This window comes from Dactylosporangium sp. NPDC050688 (assembly GCF_040654515.1).
Taxonomy (GTDB): domain Bacteria; phylum Actinomycetota; class Actinomycetes; order Mycobacteriales; family Micromonosporaceae; genus Dactylosporangium.
In genome coordinates this window covers 1-16,636 of sequence record NZ_JBFAIC010000121.1, presented here as the reverse complement: position 1 = coordinate 16,636, position 16,636 = coordinate 1, and the positions used below count along the sequence as shown (strand labels likewise).

The 16,636-nt window shown below is 69.8% G+C and carries 13 protein-coding genes; 5 read left to right on the top strand and 8 right to left on the bottom strand.

The window, feature by feature from the left end; all coding sequences use genetic code 11:
• On the bottom strand, positions 1-518 hold a 518-nt coding region (locus AB0H83_RS49990), incomplete at its 3' end, for a PQQ-dependent sugar dehydrogenase (protein WP_360110470.1).
• A 332-nt stretch (positions 519-850) separates the two neighbouring features.
• Between AB0H83_RS49990 and AB0H83_RS49985 the strand changes: the two genes are divergently transcribed.
• From AB0H83_RS49985 to AB0H83_RS49970, 4 genes are read left to right on the top strand one after another with little or no spacing between them, the layout of a single operon-like run.
• Complete coding sequence (locus tag AB0H83_RS49985) at positions 851-1,879, top strand: alcohol dehydrogenase catalytic domain-containing protein (RefSeq protein ID WP_360110467.1); 1,029 nt, start codon at positions 851-853, stop codon at positions 1,877-1,879.
• Between the two features lie 5 nt (positions 1,880-1,884).
• Positions 1,885-2,637, top strand: a complete 753-nt coding sequence (locus AB0H83_RS49980) for an SDR family NAD(P)-dependent oxidoreductase (RefSeq protein ID WP_360110464.1) — start codon at positions 1,885-1,887, stop codon at positions 2,635-2,637.
• Entirely contained in the window at positions 2,634-3,512 is an 879-nt protein-coding gene (locus tag AB0H83_RS49975) for an amidohydrolase family protein (protein WP_360110461.1), read from the top strand. The genes AB0H83_RS49980 and AB0H83_RS49975 overlap by 4 nt, the downstream gene beginning before the upstream one ends.
• Entirely contained in the window at positions 3,509-4,486 is a 978-nt protein-coding gene (locus AB0H83_RS49970; protein WP_360110458.1) for an aldo/keto reductase, read from the top strand. Before AB0H83_RS49975 ends, AB0H83_RS49970 begins: the two co-directional genes overlap by 4 nt.
• Before the next feature lie 41 nt (positions 4,487-4,527).
• On the opposite strand, the gene AB0H83_RS49965 is transcribed toward AB0H83_RS49970, so the two are convergent.
• The 7 genes from AB0H83_RS49965 to AB0H83_RS49935 all read right to left on the bottom strand — a co-directional run bounded on the left by AB0H83_RS49965 (position 4,528) and on the right by AB0H83_RS49935 (position 15,416).
• Positions 4,528-6,069 carry an arabinofuranosidase catalytic domain-containing protein gene (locus tag AB0H83_RS49965; protein ID WP_360110455.1) on the bottom strand — a complete coding sequence of 514 codons (1,542 nt, stop codon included), beginning with the start codon at positions 6,067-6,069 and terminating at the stop codon, positions 4,528-4,530.
• A gap of 147 nt (positions 6,070-6,216) precedes the next feature.
• Entirely contained in the window at positions 6,217-8,628 is a 2,412-nt protein-coding gene (locus AB0H83_RS49960; protein ID WP_360110452.1) for a ricin-type beta-trefoil lectin domain protein, read from the bottom strand.
• Between the two features lie 68 nt (positions 8,629-8,696).
• Positions 8,697-9,962: a ricin-type beta-trefoil lectin domain protein gene (locus AB0H83_RS49955; protein ID WP_360110473.1), complete on the bottom strand. Its 1,266-nt coding sequence runs from the start codon at positions 9,960-9,962 to the stop codon at positions 8,697-8,699.
• 257 nt (positions 9,963-10,219) lie between these two features.
• Positions 10,220-10,528 (bottom strand): hypothetical protein, encoded by a 309-nt coding sequence (locus AB0H83_RS49950; protein WP_360110449.1) that lies wholly within the window; start codon positions 10,526-10,528, stop codon positions 10,220-10,222.
• A 40-nt stretch (positions 10,529-10,568) separates the two neighbouring features.
• Entirely contained in the window at positions 10,569-13,265 is a 2,697-nt protein-coding gene (locus tag AB0H83_RS49945) for a ricin-type beta-trefoil lectin domain protein (protein WP_360110446.1), read from the bottom strand.
• Positions 13,266-13,536: 271 nt separating this feature from the next.
• Positions 13,537-14,151 carry a ricin-type beta-trefoil lectin domain protein gene (locus AB0H83_RS49940; RefSeq protein WP_360110444.1) on the bottom strand — a complete coding sequence of 205 codons (615 nt, stop codon included), beginning with the start codon at positions 14,149-14,151 and terminating at the stop codon, positions 13,537-13,539.
• The gene (locus AB0H83_RS49935) at positions 14,061-15,416 is read right to left on the bottom strand and encodes a ricin-type beta-trefoil lectin domain protein (protein ID WP_360110441.1); all 1,356 of its coding nucleotides are present in this window, start codon (positions 15,414-15,416) and stop codon (positions 14,061-14,063) included. The genes AB0H83_RS49940 and AB0H83_RS49935 overlap by 91 nt, the downstream gene beginning before the upstream one ends.
• A 390-nt stretch (positions 15,417-15,806) precedes the next feature.
• On the opposite strand from AB0H83_RS49935, the gene AB0H83_RS49930 reads away from it, so the two are divergent.
• On the top strand, positions 15,807-16,636 hold an 830-nt coding region (locus AB0H83_RS49930; protein WP_360110438.1), incomplete at its 3' end, for a non-reducing end alpha-L-arabinofuranosidase family hydrolase.

Below are 16,636 nucleotides of genomic sequence, written 5' to 3'. Positions count from 1 at the left end.
TCGATGTCACCACCGACGTGACAGCAGATGCCCCGGTTCGCCGGCACGTCCAGGATGTTGACCTGGCTGCTCATGTTGACGGTGAAGTTCGCGTTGAGCGTGAACCGCGACAGGCGGTTGACCCCGGTCCAGGTGGCCCAGGTCGCATCCGTGCCCGTGGCCGGCGCGTCACCGGCGGGGGTGTTCAGCGGCGGCGCGTAGTACAGGTAGATGTAGCGGTTGGTGGCGAAGTTCGGGTCGGCCGCCACGCCCTGCAGGCCCTCCTCGTCATGCGTGTAGACCGGGATGTTGGCGATCACGGTCGTGGTGCCGGCGGCGTCGGTACGGCGCAGCGTGCCGTTGCGGGCGGTGTGCAGCACCGAACGGTCCGGCAGCACCGAGATGGTCAGCGGCTCACCGAGTTCGGAGAGCCCTTTGGCGAGGGTGACCTGCTGGAAATCGGCGGCGTTGATGGCCGCCGCGGCGGGCGCCGGCGTGACGGCGACACCGGTGAAACTTCCACCGGCGAGCGCGAGCATCACCGCCGCTGCGCCACGTCGGTATCGGGGTGGTGTTCGGGACATGAACCCTCCTGACAGTGCGGGTCAGCTGGGCGCGCGCCGCCGCGCCGATTGCCATACATCGATGCCGCAGCGCCGGACGGATGGGGTTGCGCCCCGGCACTCATCGATGCATCGGAGACGTTACATGATTGACGACATACGTCATATGTTTGCTGTGGGGAGTCGGGGCGCCGCCGCCTCCTTGGCGGACGACCGCCATCGCCCATGCCGTGTTGACGGAATACGTCATACGAGTTACGTTTTCGCGGTCCACGAACCCGGCTGTCCACCGCACCGGATGGAGTTCGATGAAAGCCGTCGTCTACCGCGGGGCGCGCACCCTCGACATCGAGGAACGCCCTGAAGTGGAGCCCGGCCCCGGCGAGCTGAGCATCGCCGTCGCCTACACCGGCATCTGCGGGACCGACCTGCACATCTACCACGGCGACATGGACGGGCGGGTCGGCGCCGAGGCGGTGATCGGCCACGAGATGTCGGGGCGGGTCGCCAAGCTCGGCGCGGGCGTCACCGGCTGGTCCGTCGGCCAGCCGGTGACCGTGATGCCGACGCGGTCGTGCGGCCGGTGCGCCGCCTGCCGGCGCGGACTCTCCCATATCTGCCACAGCATGCAGTTCCTCGGCATCGACTCCCCCGGTGCGATGCAGTCACTGTGGAACGTCCCCGCAGACCTGGTGCTCCCGCTGCCGGAGGAACTGCCGCTGGAGCACGCGGCCCTCATCGAACCGACAGCGGTCGCCGTCCACGACGTCCGCCGCGCGAACGTCGGCATCGACGACCACGTCGTCGTGGTCGGCGGCGGTCCGGTCGGCCTACTGATCGCCGTCGTCGCGCACCACCGCGGCGCACGCGTCGTGCTGGTCGAGCCGGACGGATTCCGCCGCCAGGTCGCCGCGGAGCTCGGCGTCGAGGCGGTGGACCCAGCGGCGAGCGACGTCGTGGCGATGATGAACGAGCGCACCATGAACGCCGGCGCTGACATCGCCTTCGAAGTCTCCGGCTCGGCCGCCGGGGTCGCCACCGCCGTCGACGTGCTGACCACCCGGGGGCGCCTCGTCATGGTCGCCATCCATCCGCAGCCGCGCCCCGTCAACCTGCACCGGTTCTTCTGGCGCGAGCTCGAGCTGTTCGGCGCCCGCCTGTACCAGCGCGAGGACATGACCGAGGCGATCCGGCTCATCGCCACCGGCGAGGTCGCCGTGCAGCGGCTGATCTCCCGCGTCGGGCCGGTCGACACCGTCGGCGACGCCTTCACCGCGCTGGAATCCGGCGGCAGCGTCATGAAGGTCCTCATCGACTGGCAGGAGCAGCCGCGGTGAATCCGATGTTCGACCTCTCGGGCCGCACCGCCGTCGTGACCGGCGCCCGGCGCGGTATCGGGCTGGCCATCGCCGAGGCCCTCGCCCTGGCCGGCGCGGACATCATCGGCGTCTCCGCGCACCTGGAGCCCTCTGGCAGCGAGGTCGAGCGGCGGGTCTGCCACGCCGGTCGCGCCTTCACCGCCCTGACGGCCGACCTCGCCGACCGCACGGCCGTCCACCGCCTCGCCGCGGACCTCAACACGCTCGGGCCGATCGACATCCTGGTCAACAACGCCGGCACCATCGCGCGGGCCCCGGCCGCCGAACACGCCGACGAGCTCTGGGACCACGTCATCCAGGTGAATCTCACCAGCCAGTTCCTGCTCAGCCGCGAGATCGGCAGGGAGATGCTCCAGCGTGGCCGAGGAAAGATCATCTTCACCGCCTCGCTGCTGAGCTTCCAGGGTGGCATCAACGTCCCCGGATACACCGCCGCGAAGTCCGGGGTGGCCGGGCTGGCCAAGGCTCTGGCCAACGAGTGGGCCGGGCGCGGCGTCAACGTCAACGCCATCGCGCCGGGCTACATCGCCACGGACAACACGCAGGCACTGCGCGACGACCCGGTGCGCCACCGGTCCATCCTGGAACGGATCCCGGCCGGGCGCTGGGGCAGGTCCGAGGACATCGGCGGGGCGGCGGTGTTCCTGTCCGCATCGGCGTCGGACTACGTCAACGGGGTCACGCTGCCCGTCGACGGCGGATGGCTGGGCCGATGAGTCCCGACGCGGCGGGGGCACCGCAGCAGATCGTCGACGCCCACCACCACCTTTGGGTGCGTGCCCGTCACCCGCAGCCGTGGATCAGCGCCACGACGATGCAGGCGATCGACGCCGACTTCACCGTCGCGGACCTGACCGCGGTGGCCGTCGCGGCCGGTGTGACCCGGACCGTTGTGGTGCAGAGCATCTCCTCGCAGGCGGAGACCACTGACCTGCTGCGCCAGGCCGCCACGACCGGTCTCGTCGGCGGTGTCGTCGGCTGGGTCGACCTGACCGCGCGCGACGTCGCCGACCGCATCGCCCGGCTGCGCGCCGGCGAGGGCGGGCACCGGCTCGCCGGCATCCGCCACCTCGTGCAGGACGAATCCGACCCGGGTTTCCTGGACCGGCCGGACCTGCGCCGCGGCGTCGCGGCGGTCGGCGCGGCCGGTCTCGCCTTCGACCTGGTCATCCGCCGCCACCAGCTGCCCGCCGCCACGCGGCTCGCCCGTGACCTGCCCGGCGTGACGTTCGTCCTGGATCACCTCGGCAAGCCCGCGCTGCCCTACTCCAGGCACGGCGGCTGGGCGCGGGACCTGCGCACCCTGGCCCAGCTGCCGAACACGACCGCGAAACTGTCCGGGCTGGTGACCGAGGCCGACTGGACCTCGTGGACACCGCAGCAACTGCGGCCCGCCGTCGAGCACGCGCTGGACACGTTCGGCCCGTCGCGGCTCATGTTCGGCTCGGACTGGCCGGTCTGCCTGCTCGCCACGTCGTACCAGCGCTGGATCGAGACGCTTTCCCTGCTGCTGCATCCGCTGGGCGCGGCGGACCAGGCGATGATCTGGGGCGGCACCGCCCGCCGGGTCTACCGCCTGCGTCCGTCGTGACGCGCCGGACGCTGCCTCGCCGGCCGGCGATCGGCCTCACCGCGCTGGGCCTCGGTGCCGCACAGGGCGGCAACCTGTACCACGCGATCAGCGACGAGGCGTTCGCCGCGACGGTCGACGCCGCCTGGGACGGCGGCATCCGGTACTTCGACACCGCTCCGCACTACGGGCTGGGGCTGTCCGAGCGGCGACTCGGCGCCGCGCTGCGCAGCCGGCCACGCGACGACTACGTGATCTCCACGAAGGTCGGCCGGCTGCTCGTCCCGTCACCGCAGACGGCGCACCTGCGCGACCCGGACGGCTTCGACGTCGCCGCGACCCACCGGCGGCAGTGGGACTTCAGCCGCGACGGCGTGCGCCGCTCGCTGGAGGCCAGCCTCAACCGCACCGGCCTCGACCGCATCGACGTCGTCTACCTGCACGACCCGGACAGGCACTGGCGGCAGGCCGCCGCCGAGGCGGTGCCCGCCCTGACCGAGCTGCGCGACCAGGGCGTCATCGGCGCCGTCGGGGCGGGGATGAACCAGTCGGCGATGCTCACCCGGTTCATCCAGGAGACCGACATCGACCTGGTGATGTGCGCCGGCAGATACACCCTGCTCGAACAGGGCGCCCTGCACGACCTGCTGCCCGCAGCGCAGCGCAGCGGGGTCGGTGTCGTGATCGCCGGTGTCTACAACTCCGGCCTGCTCGCCACCGACCGCCCGCCGGCGGACGCGACGTACGACTACCGGCAGGCGCCCGCCGAGCTCATCGACCGGGCTCGCCGCATCGCCGGGATCTGCGAGGCGCACGGCGTCACGCTGCCCGCGGCGGCGCTGGCCTTCGTCCGCGCGCACCCGGCCGTCACCGCGACGGTGGTCGGCCTGCGCAGCCGGGCAGAGGTTTTGCAGACCCTGCAACGCGCCGGGACCGACGTCCCCGACGCGGTCTGGGCCTCGCTCCGGGCCGCCGGCCTGCTCGAGGCACCATGAGGGTGGGCCCCGTCGCGCAGCGGCGGGGCCCACCGAGGTGGTCAGCGGTAGCCGGCCGCGACGATGTTCGCCTGCACCGCGTTCTCCGTCGCGTCGGACGGGTAGCCCGACACCATGGCGCCTTCGTAGAAGGTGCCGGCGCTCTGGTTGGCACCGCCGTCGGGTTTGCAGCAGTCACCGCCGGAGCCCAGCACGATCGCGCCCTGCTTCTTCATCGGGCTGTACCCGTTGGGCAGCGCACCGTCGTACAGGGTGAACAGGCCGCCCGCCTGGGCGTTGCTGCCCTTGATGGCGAACCGCGACGTGCCGTTGTTCTTCAGCGTCGCCGTGACGAACTTGCTGGTGAACGCCCGCTGATTCGGGTTCCAGGCGCTGCTGCCGCCGGGGAACAGGCCCCACTCCAGGTCCGCCTGGACCCACGGGCCGGAGCCCGAGCAGCCACCGAACCAGCAGCTGGTGCCGAAGTAGATCGCGTCCATCGCACCGGCCGCGTCGGCCTTGCGGGTCGTCTCACTGTTGCCGTAGTCGAAGCAGCAACCACCGTTGACGTGCACGCCGCTGGTCACCATGTACATGCCCTCAGGCGCGCTGCCGGTCGGTACCCCGGTCAGGTGGCCGTCCCGCCAGTAGCTGTTGCCCGGGTTGATGTACAGCGAGTACGCCTTGCCGCCGCCGACCGTCAGCGACTCGGTGGTCGCCCTCGCCGGGCTGCTCTGCGGCGACCCGGGCACCACGCTCGACCCCTGGTACCACAGGTCGTTGCCGCGCCCGGACTGGTCGAACAGCACGGTGATGACGCAGGTGGTGCCGCCGCAGAACGCGTCCTGGGCCGCCGCGTTCGCGACGCCGCCGGCGGCGACGACGCCGATGTTGCGGGTGGTGTTGTCCGAGGAGCGTCGCACCTGGTACAGGTTGCCGGCGTACGCGCTGAACAACGCCCGCACGGTGCTGTGTGCGGCGACGCACGGCGTGCCACCGGCGGCGTAGATGTCGCACGGCCCGCCGGTGTTGCCCGATGGCGGGGCGGTCAGCGTCCACTGCTGGTTGCTCTGGCCGTTGCAGGACCAGAGGATGAGCTTGGTGCCGTTGGCGGTGGCGGCGCCGTTGGCGTCCAGGCACAGGCCGGACTGCACGCCGGTGATGGTGCCGTTGGCGTTGACGTTCCACTGCTGGTTGGTCTGCCCGTTGCAGTCCCAGATGATCACCGGGGTGTTGTTGGTGGTCCCCCGGCCGCTCGCGTCGAGGCACTTGTTGCCGTACACGGTCAGTTGCTTGGCCGCGGTGTACGTCCACCACTGCCCGGCGGCGCTGCCGCAGTCCCACAGCTGGACCTGGGTGCCGTTGGCGGTGCTGGAGTTCGGCACGTCGACGCATCGTCCGGAGCCGGCGCCGATGAGCTGCTGGGGTGCGTCGGCGGCCAGGGCCGCACGGCTCAGCGTCACCGCGCCGGCGGCGGCGAGCAGGAGCGCGACGACGAACGCCAGGATCGCATTGCGGCTGACGGACGGCGTCGCAGCGACCGCGCCTGGGGCGGCCCGGCGGGCGACGGGCCGCCCGGCTGGGCCGGGAGGCGTATTGGCCATGGGCGGCATGGCGTCGTGACGCGGGCCCATCAGTGCCGGACCCGGTGGCGTGAGGCGGCCGGTGGGGTGCGTTGCATGTGGCCCTCCTTCGAAATGTCCGCTCGGTGATGTACTGACTGCTGTGGATGCCGGCGGCCGGGCCTGTGCTCAGGCCCGGATCCAGGTCTGGTTGCTGCCGCCGTTGCAGGTCCAGATCTGCACCGCGGTGCCGTTGCCGGTGCCGGCGCCGTTGACGTCCAGGCACAGCCCGGACCCGCCGGCCACGATCGAGCCGTCGGCGCTGACCCGCCACTGCTGGCCGCTGCTGCCGTTGCAGGTCCAGATCCGCGCCCGGGATCCCTGGGTGGTGCCGGCGACATCCAGGCACTTGTTGCCGTAGACGGTGAGCTGGTTGCTCGCGGTGAGCGTCCACTGCTGGTTCGCGCCGCCGTTGCAGTCCCAGATCTGCACGACCGCGCCGTCGGCCTGGCTGGCGCCGTTGACGTCCAGGCACCGGTTGGAGCCGGCGCCGCGGATCTCGCCGGTCGAGCCGCCCGGGGTGCCGACGGGGGTGACCGTGAGGTTGTCGAACTGTGCCGTGACGCCCTGACCGGTGCCGTACCCGATCTGACCGGCGACCCAGGTCGAGTCCGACACGGACCCGACGGTGGCGCCGTCGACGGACGCGGTCAGCGTGCCGCCGTTGAGCGTCAGCGACAGCGTGTGCCAGCGCCCGACGCCCAGTGCCGCGATGGTCCCGCTCGCCAGGGTCCGCCAGTTGCCGCTGGTGTTGTTGGAGCGGATCGACCAGGCGCCGGTGTCGGTGACCCGGAAGTAGTACCCGTTCAGGTTCTGCGGGCCCTGGTGGTTGTACGTGTTGCCGCGGCCGATGAGCTGCGCGTAGCCGGACTTCTCGAGCATGACGTCGGAGGAGACGGTGTAGTTGCGCCAGGTCAGGTCGCCCAGCAGCGTGAACGGCTCGGCATGACCGGACGTCCAGTAGATCGGCGTCTGGTCCGACATCTGCCGCACGCACCGCCCGGTGTGGCCGCCCCCGCAGGCCGCGACCTCGAACGAACCCTGCTGGTCCATCAGATACGTGGCCTCCCGGCCGACGTCGTAGCCGTCGAAGCTGTCGCTGTACGGCAGCTTCAGGTTGCCCTGCGCCGGGCTGACCGCGGCGCCCTTGCCCTGCCCGGTCGTGCTGGTGATGCTGTACACGTAGCCGGGCTGGACGGTAAGGGAGAACGCCCCGCCGGAGGGTGTGATGTCGGCGCCGCGCACGAAGTGCTCGGTGGCGTTGTTGGATCGGACGTTGGTGGACCACACCCGCACCGTGCCGGTGGACAGGCCGCCGGTGACGGTGAAGTTGAGTGTCTGCGCGGCACCGGCGTCCATCGTCTCGATGATCGTGCTGTAGTCGCCGTTGGCGGGCGACCGCAACGACACGTAGCTGCCATTGCTGCGGTTGCCGCCGATGTAGCCGCTGGAGCTGTCCAGGTAGCGCCAGCCCGGGGCGGTGAACTGGGTGGTCTGCGCCATCACCCACGCGTTCTTGCCGATCGAGTAGGCGCCCGACCACGGCTGGGACGCGACCGCCACGCCGGTGGTCGCCCACGGGATGTTCGGCGTGATCGCGGCGATGGCCGGCCAGTTGATGTAGGCGGTCATCCGCCCGTCGATGTACCCGCGGTTGATCCCGCGGGCGAGCGCCTGCGCGCCGGCGTTGTAGTCGTCGGAGCCGTTCTCGCTGGCCCACAGCGCCTTGCCGGTGGCCAGGGCGTTACTGGAGCTGGGGCAGCTGCTCTGGGCGCTGCGGTACCCGCACACGTAGTGGCTGCCGAACGTGGAGACCGCGTTGGCGAACGCGCTGTCGCGCAGCGCGTCGTCGGCGGCGGACCATCCGAAGTCGTCCGAAGCGACAATCTTCACGCCGGTGTAGCCGTGCGAGTTCAGCGCCGCGCGCAGGTTCTTGTACCAGGCGACGTTGTAGCCCTTCTCGTTCCAGCCGCCGAGGTAGTTGATCGTCAGCCCGTGCGTGCCGGCGCAGTCCAGCCATGCCAGCAGGTAGTCGATCGAGTCGGTGGACCAGAAGTTGCCGTTGCCGATCCAGCCGGGGGCACCCCAGGCCAGTCCGACCAGGTTGATGTTCGGGTTGCGGGCCTTGGCCTGCTCCATCAGCCACCACTCGTATCCCCGGTTGCAGTTCACGGCCCCGCGGGTGTGTTCGTGGCTGGGCTCCGCGCCCGACGTCGAGTTGGTGTCGCCGCCGATCTCCACCTTCAGGATCTGCATCGCCGCGCCGTAGCCCGGCTTGAACAGGTAGTTCAGGATGTCGGTGCGTTGCGGCTCCGGATAGTCGATCAGCAGCCGGCTGTTGCCCCCTCCCCCGCTGACCGCGCCGATGCCGTCGAGCACCCGTCCGCCGGACGAGCCGTTGATCGTGACCGCGGTTGCCGCCTGCGCCGGGGCGCCGAGCCCCACCAGTACCGCCGCCGCGGTCAGGGCGACCGCCGCAGTCGCTGCCGCGCCGCGTCCGGGACGCCTCCACCGCAGCAGCCGGCTACTCCTCGTTGCCATAACGGGTTCCTCACCATCGTTCCGCGGGGGTGGCGCCGGCTCAGCCGGCCGGCGCCACCGGTGACCGGTCAGCCGCGCAGGCTCCACTGCTGGTTGGTGCCGCCGTGGCAGGCCCACAGCTGGATCTTCGTGCCGTTGGCGGTGCCGGCGGCGCTGGCGTCCAGGCACAGCCCGGACTGCGCGCCGGTGACGGTGCCGTTGGCGTTGACGTTCCACTGCTGGTTGGCCTGGCCGTTGCAGTCCCAGATGACGACGGTGGTGCCGTTGGTGGTGCCCTGACCGCTGGCGTCCAGGCACTTGTTGCCGTACACCGTCAGCTGCCGGTTGGCGGTGTAGGTGAGGCGCTGGTTGGTACCGCCGTGGCAGTCCCACAGCTGCACCTGGGCACCGTTCGTCGTGCTGCTGCCGGGCACGTCGACGCAGCGACCGGATCCCGTGCCGACGACCGTGACGTTGGACTGGCCCGGCGGCGGGCCGCTCGACGGGCTGCTCGGCGGCGGTGAGCTCGATGGCGTGCCGCCGGCGAAGGACGAGATGAACTGCCACGCCTCCGCCTTGGTCCATGTCCTGGTGCCGTCCTCGCACCCGGAGCATCCGTCGACGGGGCCGGGGCCATGACCGCCGTCGAAGGCGGCCCACCGCACGGGGTACCCGGCCCGGCAGGAGTAGGCGGTCGTGATGTGCCGGCCGCTGCCGGCCGCCGGCTCCGGAGCATTCTGGGCGGCGCAGCCGTTGTTGCGCAGGAACGTGTCGCGCAGCGCGCGCCCGGAGGAGATGTTCAGGACGTTGTCGGAGATGCCGTGGATGCCGAAGTATCCGATCGGCTGGGTGCCGCCGCTGCAGCCGGACAGCTGCGCGCCGGAGTAGACCACGACCGCCCGGAACACGGTCGCCCGGCCGCAGGCGATGGCGTAGCTCATCCCACCGCCGTAGCTGAACCCCATGGCGAACAGCTGGGTGGTGTCGACGCACAGGTCGTTCTCGATCAACCGGACCATGTCGTCGGTGAACGTGATGTCCTGGCCGTTGGAGTTGGCCCAGCCGTTGCCGATGCCCTGCGGCGCGACGAGGATCGCGCTGTTGGCGGCCTGCTGCTGCATGCCGTAGTACGCCCACGAGGCGCCGCTGGTGCCGCCGGAGGCGACGTCGTTCATCGTGCCGCCACGCCAGTGGTAGCCGAAGATGAGCCGGTACGGGCGGGTGTTGCTGTACCCGTCCGGGATACGCAGGATGAAGCTGCGGCTCTGGCCGCTGCTCTGGATGGTCTGGGTGCCGCTGCGCAGCGTCGGGGTCTTGCCGCAGCCGGCCGTCGTGGCCGCCGACGCCGACGGCATGGTCAGCGTCGTCACGGTGACGACTCCCGCGGCGACGATGGCCACGGCGCCGAGCACCGCGAGCCAGCGCGGCACGAGGCGTCGTCTGTGGTGGGTTGTCACAACTGGGTCTCCTTCGGTTGGCGGTACCGGCGCTGCCGGCGCACGAGTGGCCGGCCGGGCCGCGGGATCTGCGCTTACTTCCAGTGGCTCATGCGTCACGTGAGCGCTAACATCCCCGACCGGGCGCGACCTTGGCGCGCCAGCCTTGCCGGCAATCAGCGAACGGTTGGCGGAACGTTCGCACCCGAGACCGCGACGGTCTCAGACCAATCAAAAATATGCAAGAGGAGCAACGGCGGACATTTCCAGAAGACCGCACAATGCCGCCATATGCCCAGCTCAGCGCCTTGATGAATCGGCAGGCAAAGCGCCGCATCCAGAGCATCGACGTAAATTTCCTGCGCCGACTCCTCAACCGGCAGATGCATAACGGTTTTCCGGAAAAGCAATCCCGCCGGACCATTTTCGAGCAATTGGCCGGCGCAGCCGCCGGAGCGCGGCGGGGCAACGGCCGGCATCAGCATCCGTGCGATCCGCGCCGACCGCGCCCCGGTTCCGTCGACGTCAGCTGCGCAGGCTCCACTGCTGGTTCGAGCCGCCGTTGCAGGACCAGAGGATGAGCTTGGTGCCGTTGGCGGTGCCGGCGCCGTTGGCGTCCAGGCACAGGCCGGACTGCACGCCGGTGATGGTGCCGTTGGCGTTGACGTTCCACTGCTGGTTGGTCTGCCCGTTGCAGTCCCAGATGATCACGGCGGTGCCGTTGGTCGTGCCCCGGTTGTTGGCGTCCAGGCACTTGCTGCCGAACACCTGCAGCTGCTTGCCGGAGGTGACGGTGAAGCGCTGGTTGGTGCCGCCGTTGCAGTCCCACAGCTGGGCCTGGGTGCCGTTGGCCGGGTTGGTGCCGCCGATGTCGGCGCACCGGCCGGACGCGGCGCCCACGATCGTGACGCCCTGGCCGCCGCTCGTGCCGCCCTGCTGCCGGACGATCCACTTCGACTCCGCCGACCGGTTGCCCTGCGCGTCCACGACGTACAGCCGGTACTCCCCGGACGTCGCCGGCACGGCGATGGACGTCGCGGTGCCGCTCGCCCTGGTCATCGTCGCGCCCGCGACGAACGTGGTCGTCCCCGCCGGTGCCAGCCACACGGTCCTGGTCGCATCGCCGGTGCTGCGGATCGGCACCGTCGCCGTCGTGCTGCCGACGAAGGTGCTGGCCGGCAGGGCGTAGTTCGACGGGGAAACCTGGCCCTGCGCGATGATGTCCCGATAGGCGTCCTCGAGCCCGGCGTTCACGGCGATGCCGTAGGCCGCGGCCGGCCAGACGTAGTCGGAGGACACCAGGATGTCCTGGACGGTGCTGTTCGGCAGGTTCTTGTTGGACACCTTGTTGATGGCGCCGTAGGTCTGCGTGATGCTCAGGTCGTGCTTGCGTCCCCAGTCGTCGGAGTTGATGAGCCAGGTGACGTTCTTGTCCACGCTCAGCACGTTGTCCTTGAACGTGATGTACGCCGAGCCTTCGTCCGGATGCAGCCCGTACTTGTGACCGGCCGGGACGCCCTCGAGGTAGTTGTTGCTGATCGTGGTCCCCGGCTGGCTGCCCAGGGTGTAGATCGGTGCCGTGTCGCTGAGCCGCTGCACCGTGTCGATGATGTGGTTGTACCGGATGGTGTTGTTCCGCGCCGTGGTGGTCGGCCGGTTCGGCGCGATCGAGCCCGCTGACCCGTCGAAGTTCCACCAGCCCCAGCCGAGCGTGATGCCCGCCCATGGCGCCTTCTCGATCCGGTTGTGCTGGATGCTCAGCGTGTCGGCGAAGTACGCCGAGATGGGGCTGTGCCCGTTGAACAGCACGGCGCTGTCGTAGAGGTAGTTGTTGCTGATCTCGATGTTCTTGCTCAGGCCCTCCACCTGGGCGGAGTACCGCTCACGGTTCGTCGACGTGCCGTCGCCGATGTACACGTGCTGGGGATGGCCGACCGTGATCGCGGATCCGGCGATGTCGTTGGTGACGTTGCCGATCAGCTGGGAGTTCTGCACGTCGTTGATCATGTTGATCCCGTCGACGCCGGTGTGCTGGATCCGGTTGCGCTGCAGCAGGATCCCGTCGGCGTTGTCGATCTGGACGATGCCCGGTGCGACGTCGACGTTGCGGTAGGTGTAGTCGTGGAAGTTGCCCTTCGCGTACGCGAAGGCCCCGAGATTGCCCTGCTGCGCCTGCTTGAAGGCGGAGCCGGCGACGTTGAACAGGTTCCAGTCCGAGTGCTCGACGGTGAGTCCGGAGAACGTGAGGTTCCGGACGTGGCTGCTCGTGGACCGGCCGGCGACCCGCAGCACGGTGGAGACGTTGTTCGGCGCGAACACCGGTGCGGTCGTCATGTCCTCGGAGCTGGCTTTGTAGTAGTAGAGGACCCGGCTCGTCTTGTCGAAGAAGAACTCGCCGGGCGTGTCCAGGAACTCGTAGGCGTTCATGACCTTGTGGCTGCCGCCGGCCTGGGCGTCGCCGTTGTACGCGCCCTGGGCGATCGCCGCGCCGGGTTGCTGGAAGAGGGCGACGCGGTTCGCGCCGTCGGCGCTCGTGGTGACCTGGCGGACCCCGACGACGGCGGTCGTCCAGGTCGTCGCCGTCTCGATCTCGATGTCGTCCTGGTTGCGGGCGACGGCGGGGAAGTCGGCGAGGCTGTACCTGGCGCCGTCGCACTCCGATCCGGATTCCCACGCCCAGGCGGCCTGGCCCGCGCTGACGCTGTACGTGCCGTAGCAGCCGGCGGAGTTGATCGTCTTGCTGGCCATGGTCGCCCGCTTGCCGTTGACGTACAGCGCCCGCAGCTTGTTGCTCCGGTTCAGCGGGGCCTTCCAGATGTTGCCGCTGTGCTGCGTCCACCCGGTCACCTGGACGCCGGCGTCCAGGACCGGACGCTCGTTCTGGTAGGCGGCGTAGACGACCCGGTAGCCGTTGGTGCCCGAGTCGCTCGGCGTGAACTCGATGGTGCTGCCGATCTGGTACGTCCCGCCGCGCAGGTAGACGTAGATGTCGCCGGTCATGTTCGCGTTGACGGTCCGCACGACGTCCCGCGCGCGCTCCACGGTCTTGAACGGCGCGGCGATCGTGCCGGGGTTGGTGTCGCTGCCGTCCGGGGCGACGTAGTAGGTCGCCTGGGTGGCGGCCGCGGCCGGCACCGCGGCGGCGAGCGGCGGCAGTGCGGCGGCGGCGACCATCGCGACCGCTGCGAGTGACCTTCCAGCGATGGAGAGCGCTGACTTCACGCCTCGGTCCTTTCCTCGGATGCCGTGCAGGCGCGGCGGCCCCGCGCCGTGGCGTGTCGCGGGCGCTCGGCGGCGGTGGCGCGCCGCGACGCTGCGGAGATGCCGCTGAAGATTAGACGTCATACGTATGAAGTTCAAGGTCTTAAATGTGTTATGCGGGGTGCACCGCACCGGTCACCGATCGCCGGAGGCCAGTCCCCACGACGAACCGGACCGGCGCAGGCGGTGGTCACCGGACCGTGACCACCGCCTGCGCCGGGTCAGCGCCGGGTCAGCGGCGGCTCCACCGCTGGTTGGCCGCCGCGGTGCAGGTCCACAGGATGACCTTGCTGCCGTTGGCGGTAGCCGCCCGGTCCACGTCGAGGCACAGCCCGGACCGGGCGTCGCGGATGGTGCCGTCGGCGTTGAGGTTCCACTGCTGGTTCAGGCCACCGTTGCAGTCCCACAGCTGGACCTTGACGCCGGCGGTCGCGTTCAGCGGCGCGTCCAGGCACTTGCCGAGGGAGCGCAGCGACCGGCCGTCGAGCGTCCACTGCTGGTTGGCCGCGCCGTGGCAGTCCCACAGCTGCGGCTGGGTGCCATTGGCGGCGCTGCTGGCGGGCAGGTCCAGGCACCGACCGGAGGCGACGCCGACCAGGGTGGTGGTGGCGCCGGTGCCGGTCGACGGGCTCGGCGAGCTGGGGGCCGGCGAGCTGGACGTCGGGGAGGTCGGGGTGCCCCCGCTGTCCAGGCCGAGGAAGGAGGAGTTCCAAACGTGGTCGCCGGTGGCCGAGCGGCCACCGGCGACATGGCGGATCAGTTGAGGCTGAAGCGTTGGTTGGCCTGGCCGTTGCAGTCGTAGAGCTGGACCTGCTGGCCGTTGCCGGTGCCCCAGACGTCCAGGCACCGACCGGACTGCACGCCGGAGATGGTGCCGTTGCTGTTGACGTTCCACTGCTGGTTGGCCTGGCCGTTGCAGCTGTAGATCTGCACGGCCGAGCCGTTGCCGGAGCCCGCCGCGTCCAGGCACATGTTGCCGTACACGGTCAGCTGCCGGCTGGACGTGAGCGTCCACTGCTGGTTCGTCCCGCTGTGGCAGTCGTACAGCTGCACGCGGGTGCCGTTGTTGCGCGAGGAGTTCGGCACGTCGACGCACCGACCCGACTGCGCGCCGACGATGCGCTTGGCACCGGACGGCGGGGGCGGCGAGGATGACGCCGGGGTCGACGGCGACGAGGACGGCGAGCTCGGCGGGGTCGAGCTCGGCGGCGTGGTGCTCTCGAACTGCGTGAAGAACCGCCATGCCTCCCCGGACGTCCAGGTCCGGGAGTCGTTGGGGCTGGTGGAACCATCCACCGGACTGGGCGTGTGGTCTCCGTCGAACGCGATCCAGCGCACCGGGTATCCGGCCCGGCAACCCGAGTAGCTCGTGGCGATGTGCGTGAGGCTGTTCTGCCCCGGCTCGGGCGGGTTCTGCGCGGTACACCCGTTGTTCCTGACGAACGTGTCGCGCAACGACCGTCCGTTCGAGATGTTCAGCACGCTGTCGTGCGTGCCGTGGATGCCCAGATAGGCGACGGGCTGCGTGCCGCCGTTGCATCCGCTCAGGTTCGCGCCGGACAGCACCGCGACCGCGCGGAAGACGTTCGGCCTGGCGCAGGCGAGCGCGTAGCTCATCGCGCCGCCGTAGCTCCAGCCCATCGCGTACACCTGGGCGGTGTCAACACACAGGCCGTTCTCGATGAGGCTGGTCAGATCGTCGACGAACGTCAGGTCACGGCCGCCGGTGTTGGCCCAGCCGCTGTCGATTCCCTGGGGCGCCACGAAAATGGTGCTGTTGTTCGACAGCGGCTGCAACCCGTAGTAGCCGGCCGAGGCGACGGCATTGGCGGAGCCGTTCAACCAGTGCAGTCCGAAGACCAGCCGGTACGGATGGCTGTTGTTGTAGTTGTCGGGAATTCTGAGGATGTACGTACGATTCTGGCCGCCGCTCTGGATGGAGCGGGTGCCGCTCGTGAGGGTCGGAGCCTTGCCACATCCGGCGGTGGTGGCGAGCGTACCGCTGGTGCTCGCCTCCGCGGTCGCGTCGTGGCTGCTGGCCTGCCACCCGGCCGCGATCACGACGAGCGCCGCCGCGATCACCGCGGCGAGCGAACCTCTGCGTCTTGACATCGTGCGATTCCTTCCACGAACACGTCGCGCTGGACGTCGAGGTGCAACGTCAGGCAATGCCGTACGGGGGATTCGTGCGCGCCGATGCTGTCACGGCATTCTCGCGAAGACAACGAATTCCGAAACTCCTTCAGAACCGGCTGGCGCAACGACCAGGAATGAAAGTTTCACGCCGTCCTGCGCGACTGCGCGGCAGCACCGCACATAACACTTTTCGTCCGATGTCCGCAGGATCAGCGATTTCCGGGCGCACCGCGCCGGAGGCGGCGGCGACTTCGGCTCCTCGCAGAATTGCGATCACATGCTTGCGCGCGGTCCGGCGCAGCGCCCCTCGCCCAGCGTCTATGTGAGCGATAACATCCGCGCACGCCTGTCTCTCCGGAGGACCTGATGAAGTTTCCTCGCTCGCGGTCCTGGGCGGTGGTCGCCTGCACGGCGGGCCTCGCCGTGGCCGGGACCGCCGCGGTGCTGACCGCGAACACCGCCCAGGCGGCCGCCGGCTGCCGTGTCGATTACGTCGTCTCCAGCTCCTGGCCGGGTGGCTTCAACGCCAACGTCACCGTCACCAACTACGGCGACGCCGTCAACGGTTGGAGCCTCACCTGGACGTTCAGCGCCGGGCAGACCGTCACACAGCTGTGGAACGGCACGGTCTCCCAGTCCGGCGCCCAGGTCACCGTCACCAATGCCAGCTACAACGGCAGCGTCCCCACCAACGGCAACGCCGCCTTCGGGTTCAACGGCTCCTGGAACGGCTCGAACCCGGTCCCCACCGACTTCGCGCTCAACGGCACCACCTGCAACGGCCCGGTCGACGGTTCGCCGAGTTCGCCCGGCTCGGCCAGCGCCAGCCCGAGCCGCAGTCCCAGCGCCAGCGCCAGCCCGAGCGGGAACTGTGCACTGCCCTCGACGTATCGCTGGTCGTCGACCGGCGTCCTCGCCAACCCGAAGTCGGGGTGGGTGTCGCTGAAGGACTTCACCAGCGTCATGTACAACGGCAAGCACCTGGTCTACGGCTCGACGGTCAACACGTCGGGGTCGTACGGTTCGATGAACTTCGCAACCTTCACGAACTGGTCCGACATGGCCTCGGCCAGCCAGAACGCAATGAACTCCGGCACCGTCGCGCCCACGCTGTTCTACTTCGCCCCGAGAAACATCTGGGTGCTGGCCTACCAGTGGGGTCCCAACGCGTTCAACTACAAGACCTCCAGCGACCC

Bases quoted from the DNA above. Each gene is read 5' to 3' on its own strand.
- AB0H83_RS49985 (WP_360110467.1), top strand. From the start codon at position 851: ATGAAAGCCGTCGTCTACCGCGGGGCGCGCACCCTCGACATCGAGGAA.
- AB0H83_RS49980 (WP_360110464.1), top strand. From the start codon at position 1,885: ATGTTCGACCTCTCGGGCCGCACCGCCGTCGTGACCGGCGCCCGGCGC.
- AB0H83_RS49975 (WP_360110461.1), top strand. From the start codon at position 2,634: ATGAGTCCCGACGCGGCGGGGGCACCGCAGCAGATCGTCGACGCCCAC.
- AB0H83_RS49965 (WP_360110455.1), bottom strand. From the start codon at position 6,069: ATGGCCAATACGCCTCCCGGCCCAGCCGGGCGGCCCGTCGCCCGCCGG.
- AB0H83_RS49960 (WP_360110452.1), bottom strand. From the start codon at position 8,628: ATGGCAACGAGGAGTAGCCGGCTGCTGCGGTGGAGGCGTCCCGGACGC.
- AB0H83_RS49955 (WP_360110473.1), bottom strand. From the start codon at position 9,962: ATGCCGTCGGCGTCGGCGGCCACGACGGCCGGCTGCGGCAAGACCCCG.
- AB0H83_RS49950 (WP_360110449.1), bottom strand. From the start codon at position 10,528: ATGCTGATGCCGGCCGTTGCCCCGCCGCGCTCCGGCGGCTGCGCCGGC.
- AB0H83_RS49935 (WP_360110441.1), bottom strand. From the start codon at position 15,416: ATGTCAAGACGCAGAGGTTCGCTCGCCGCGGTGATCGCGGCGGCGCTC.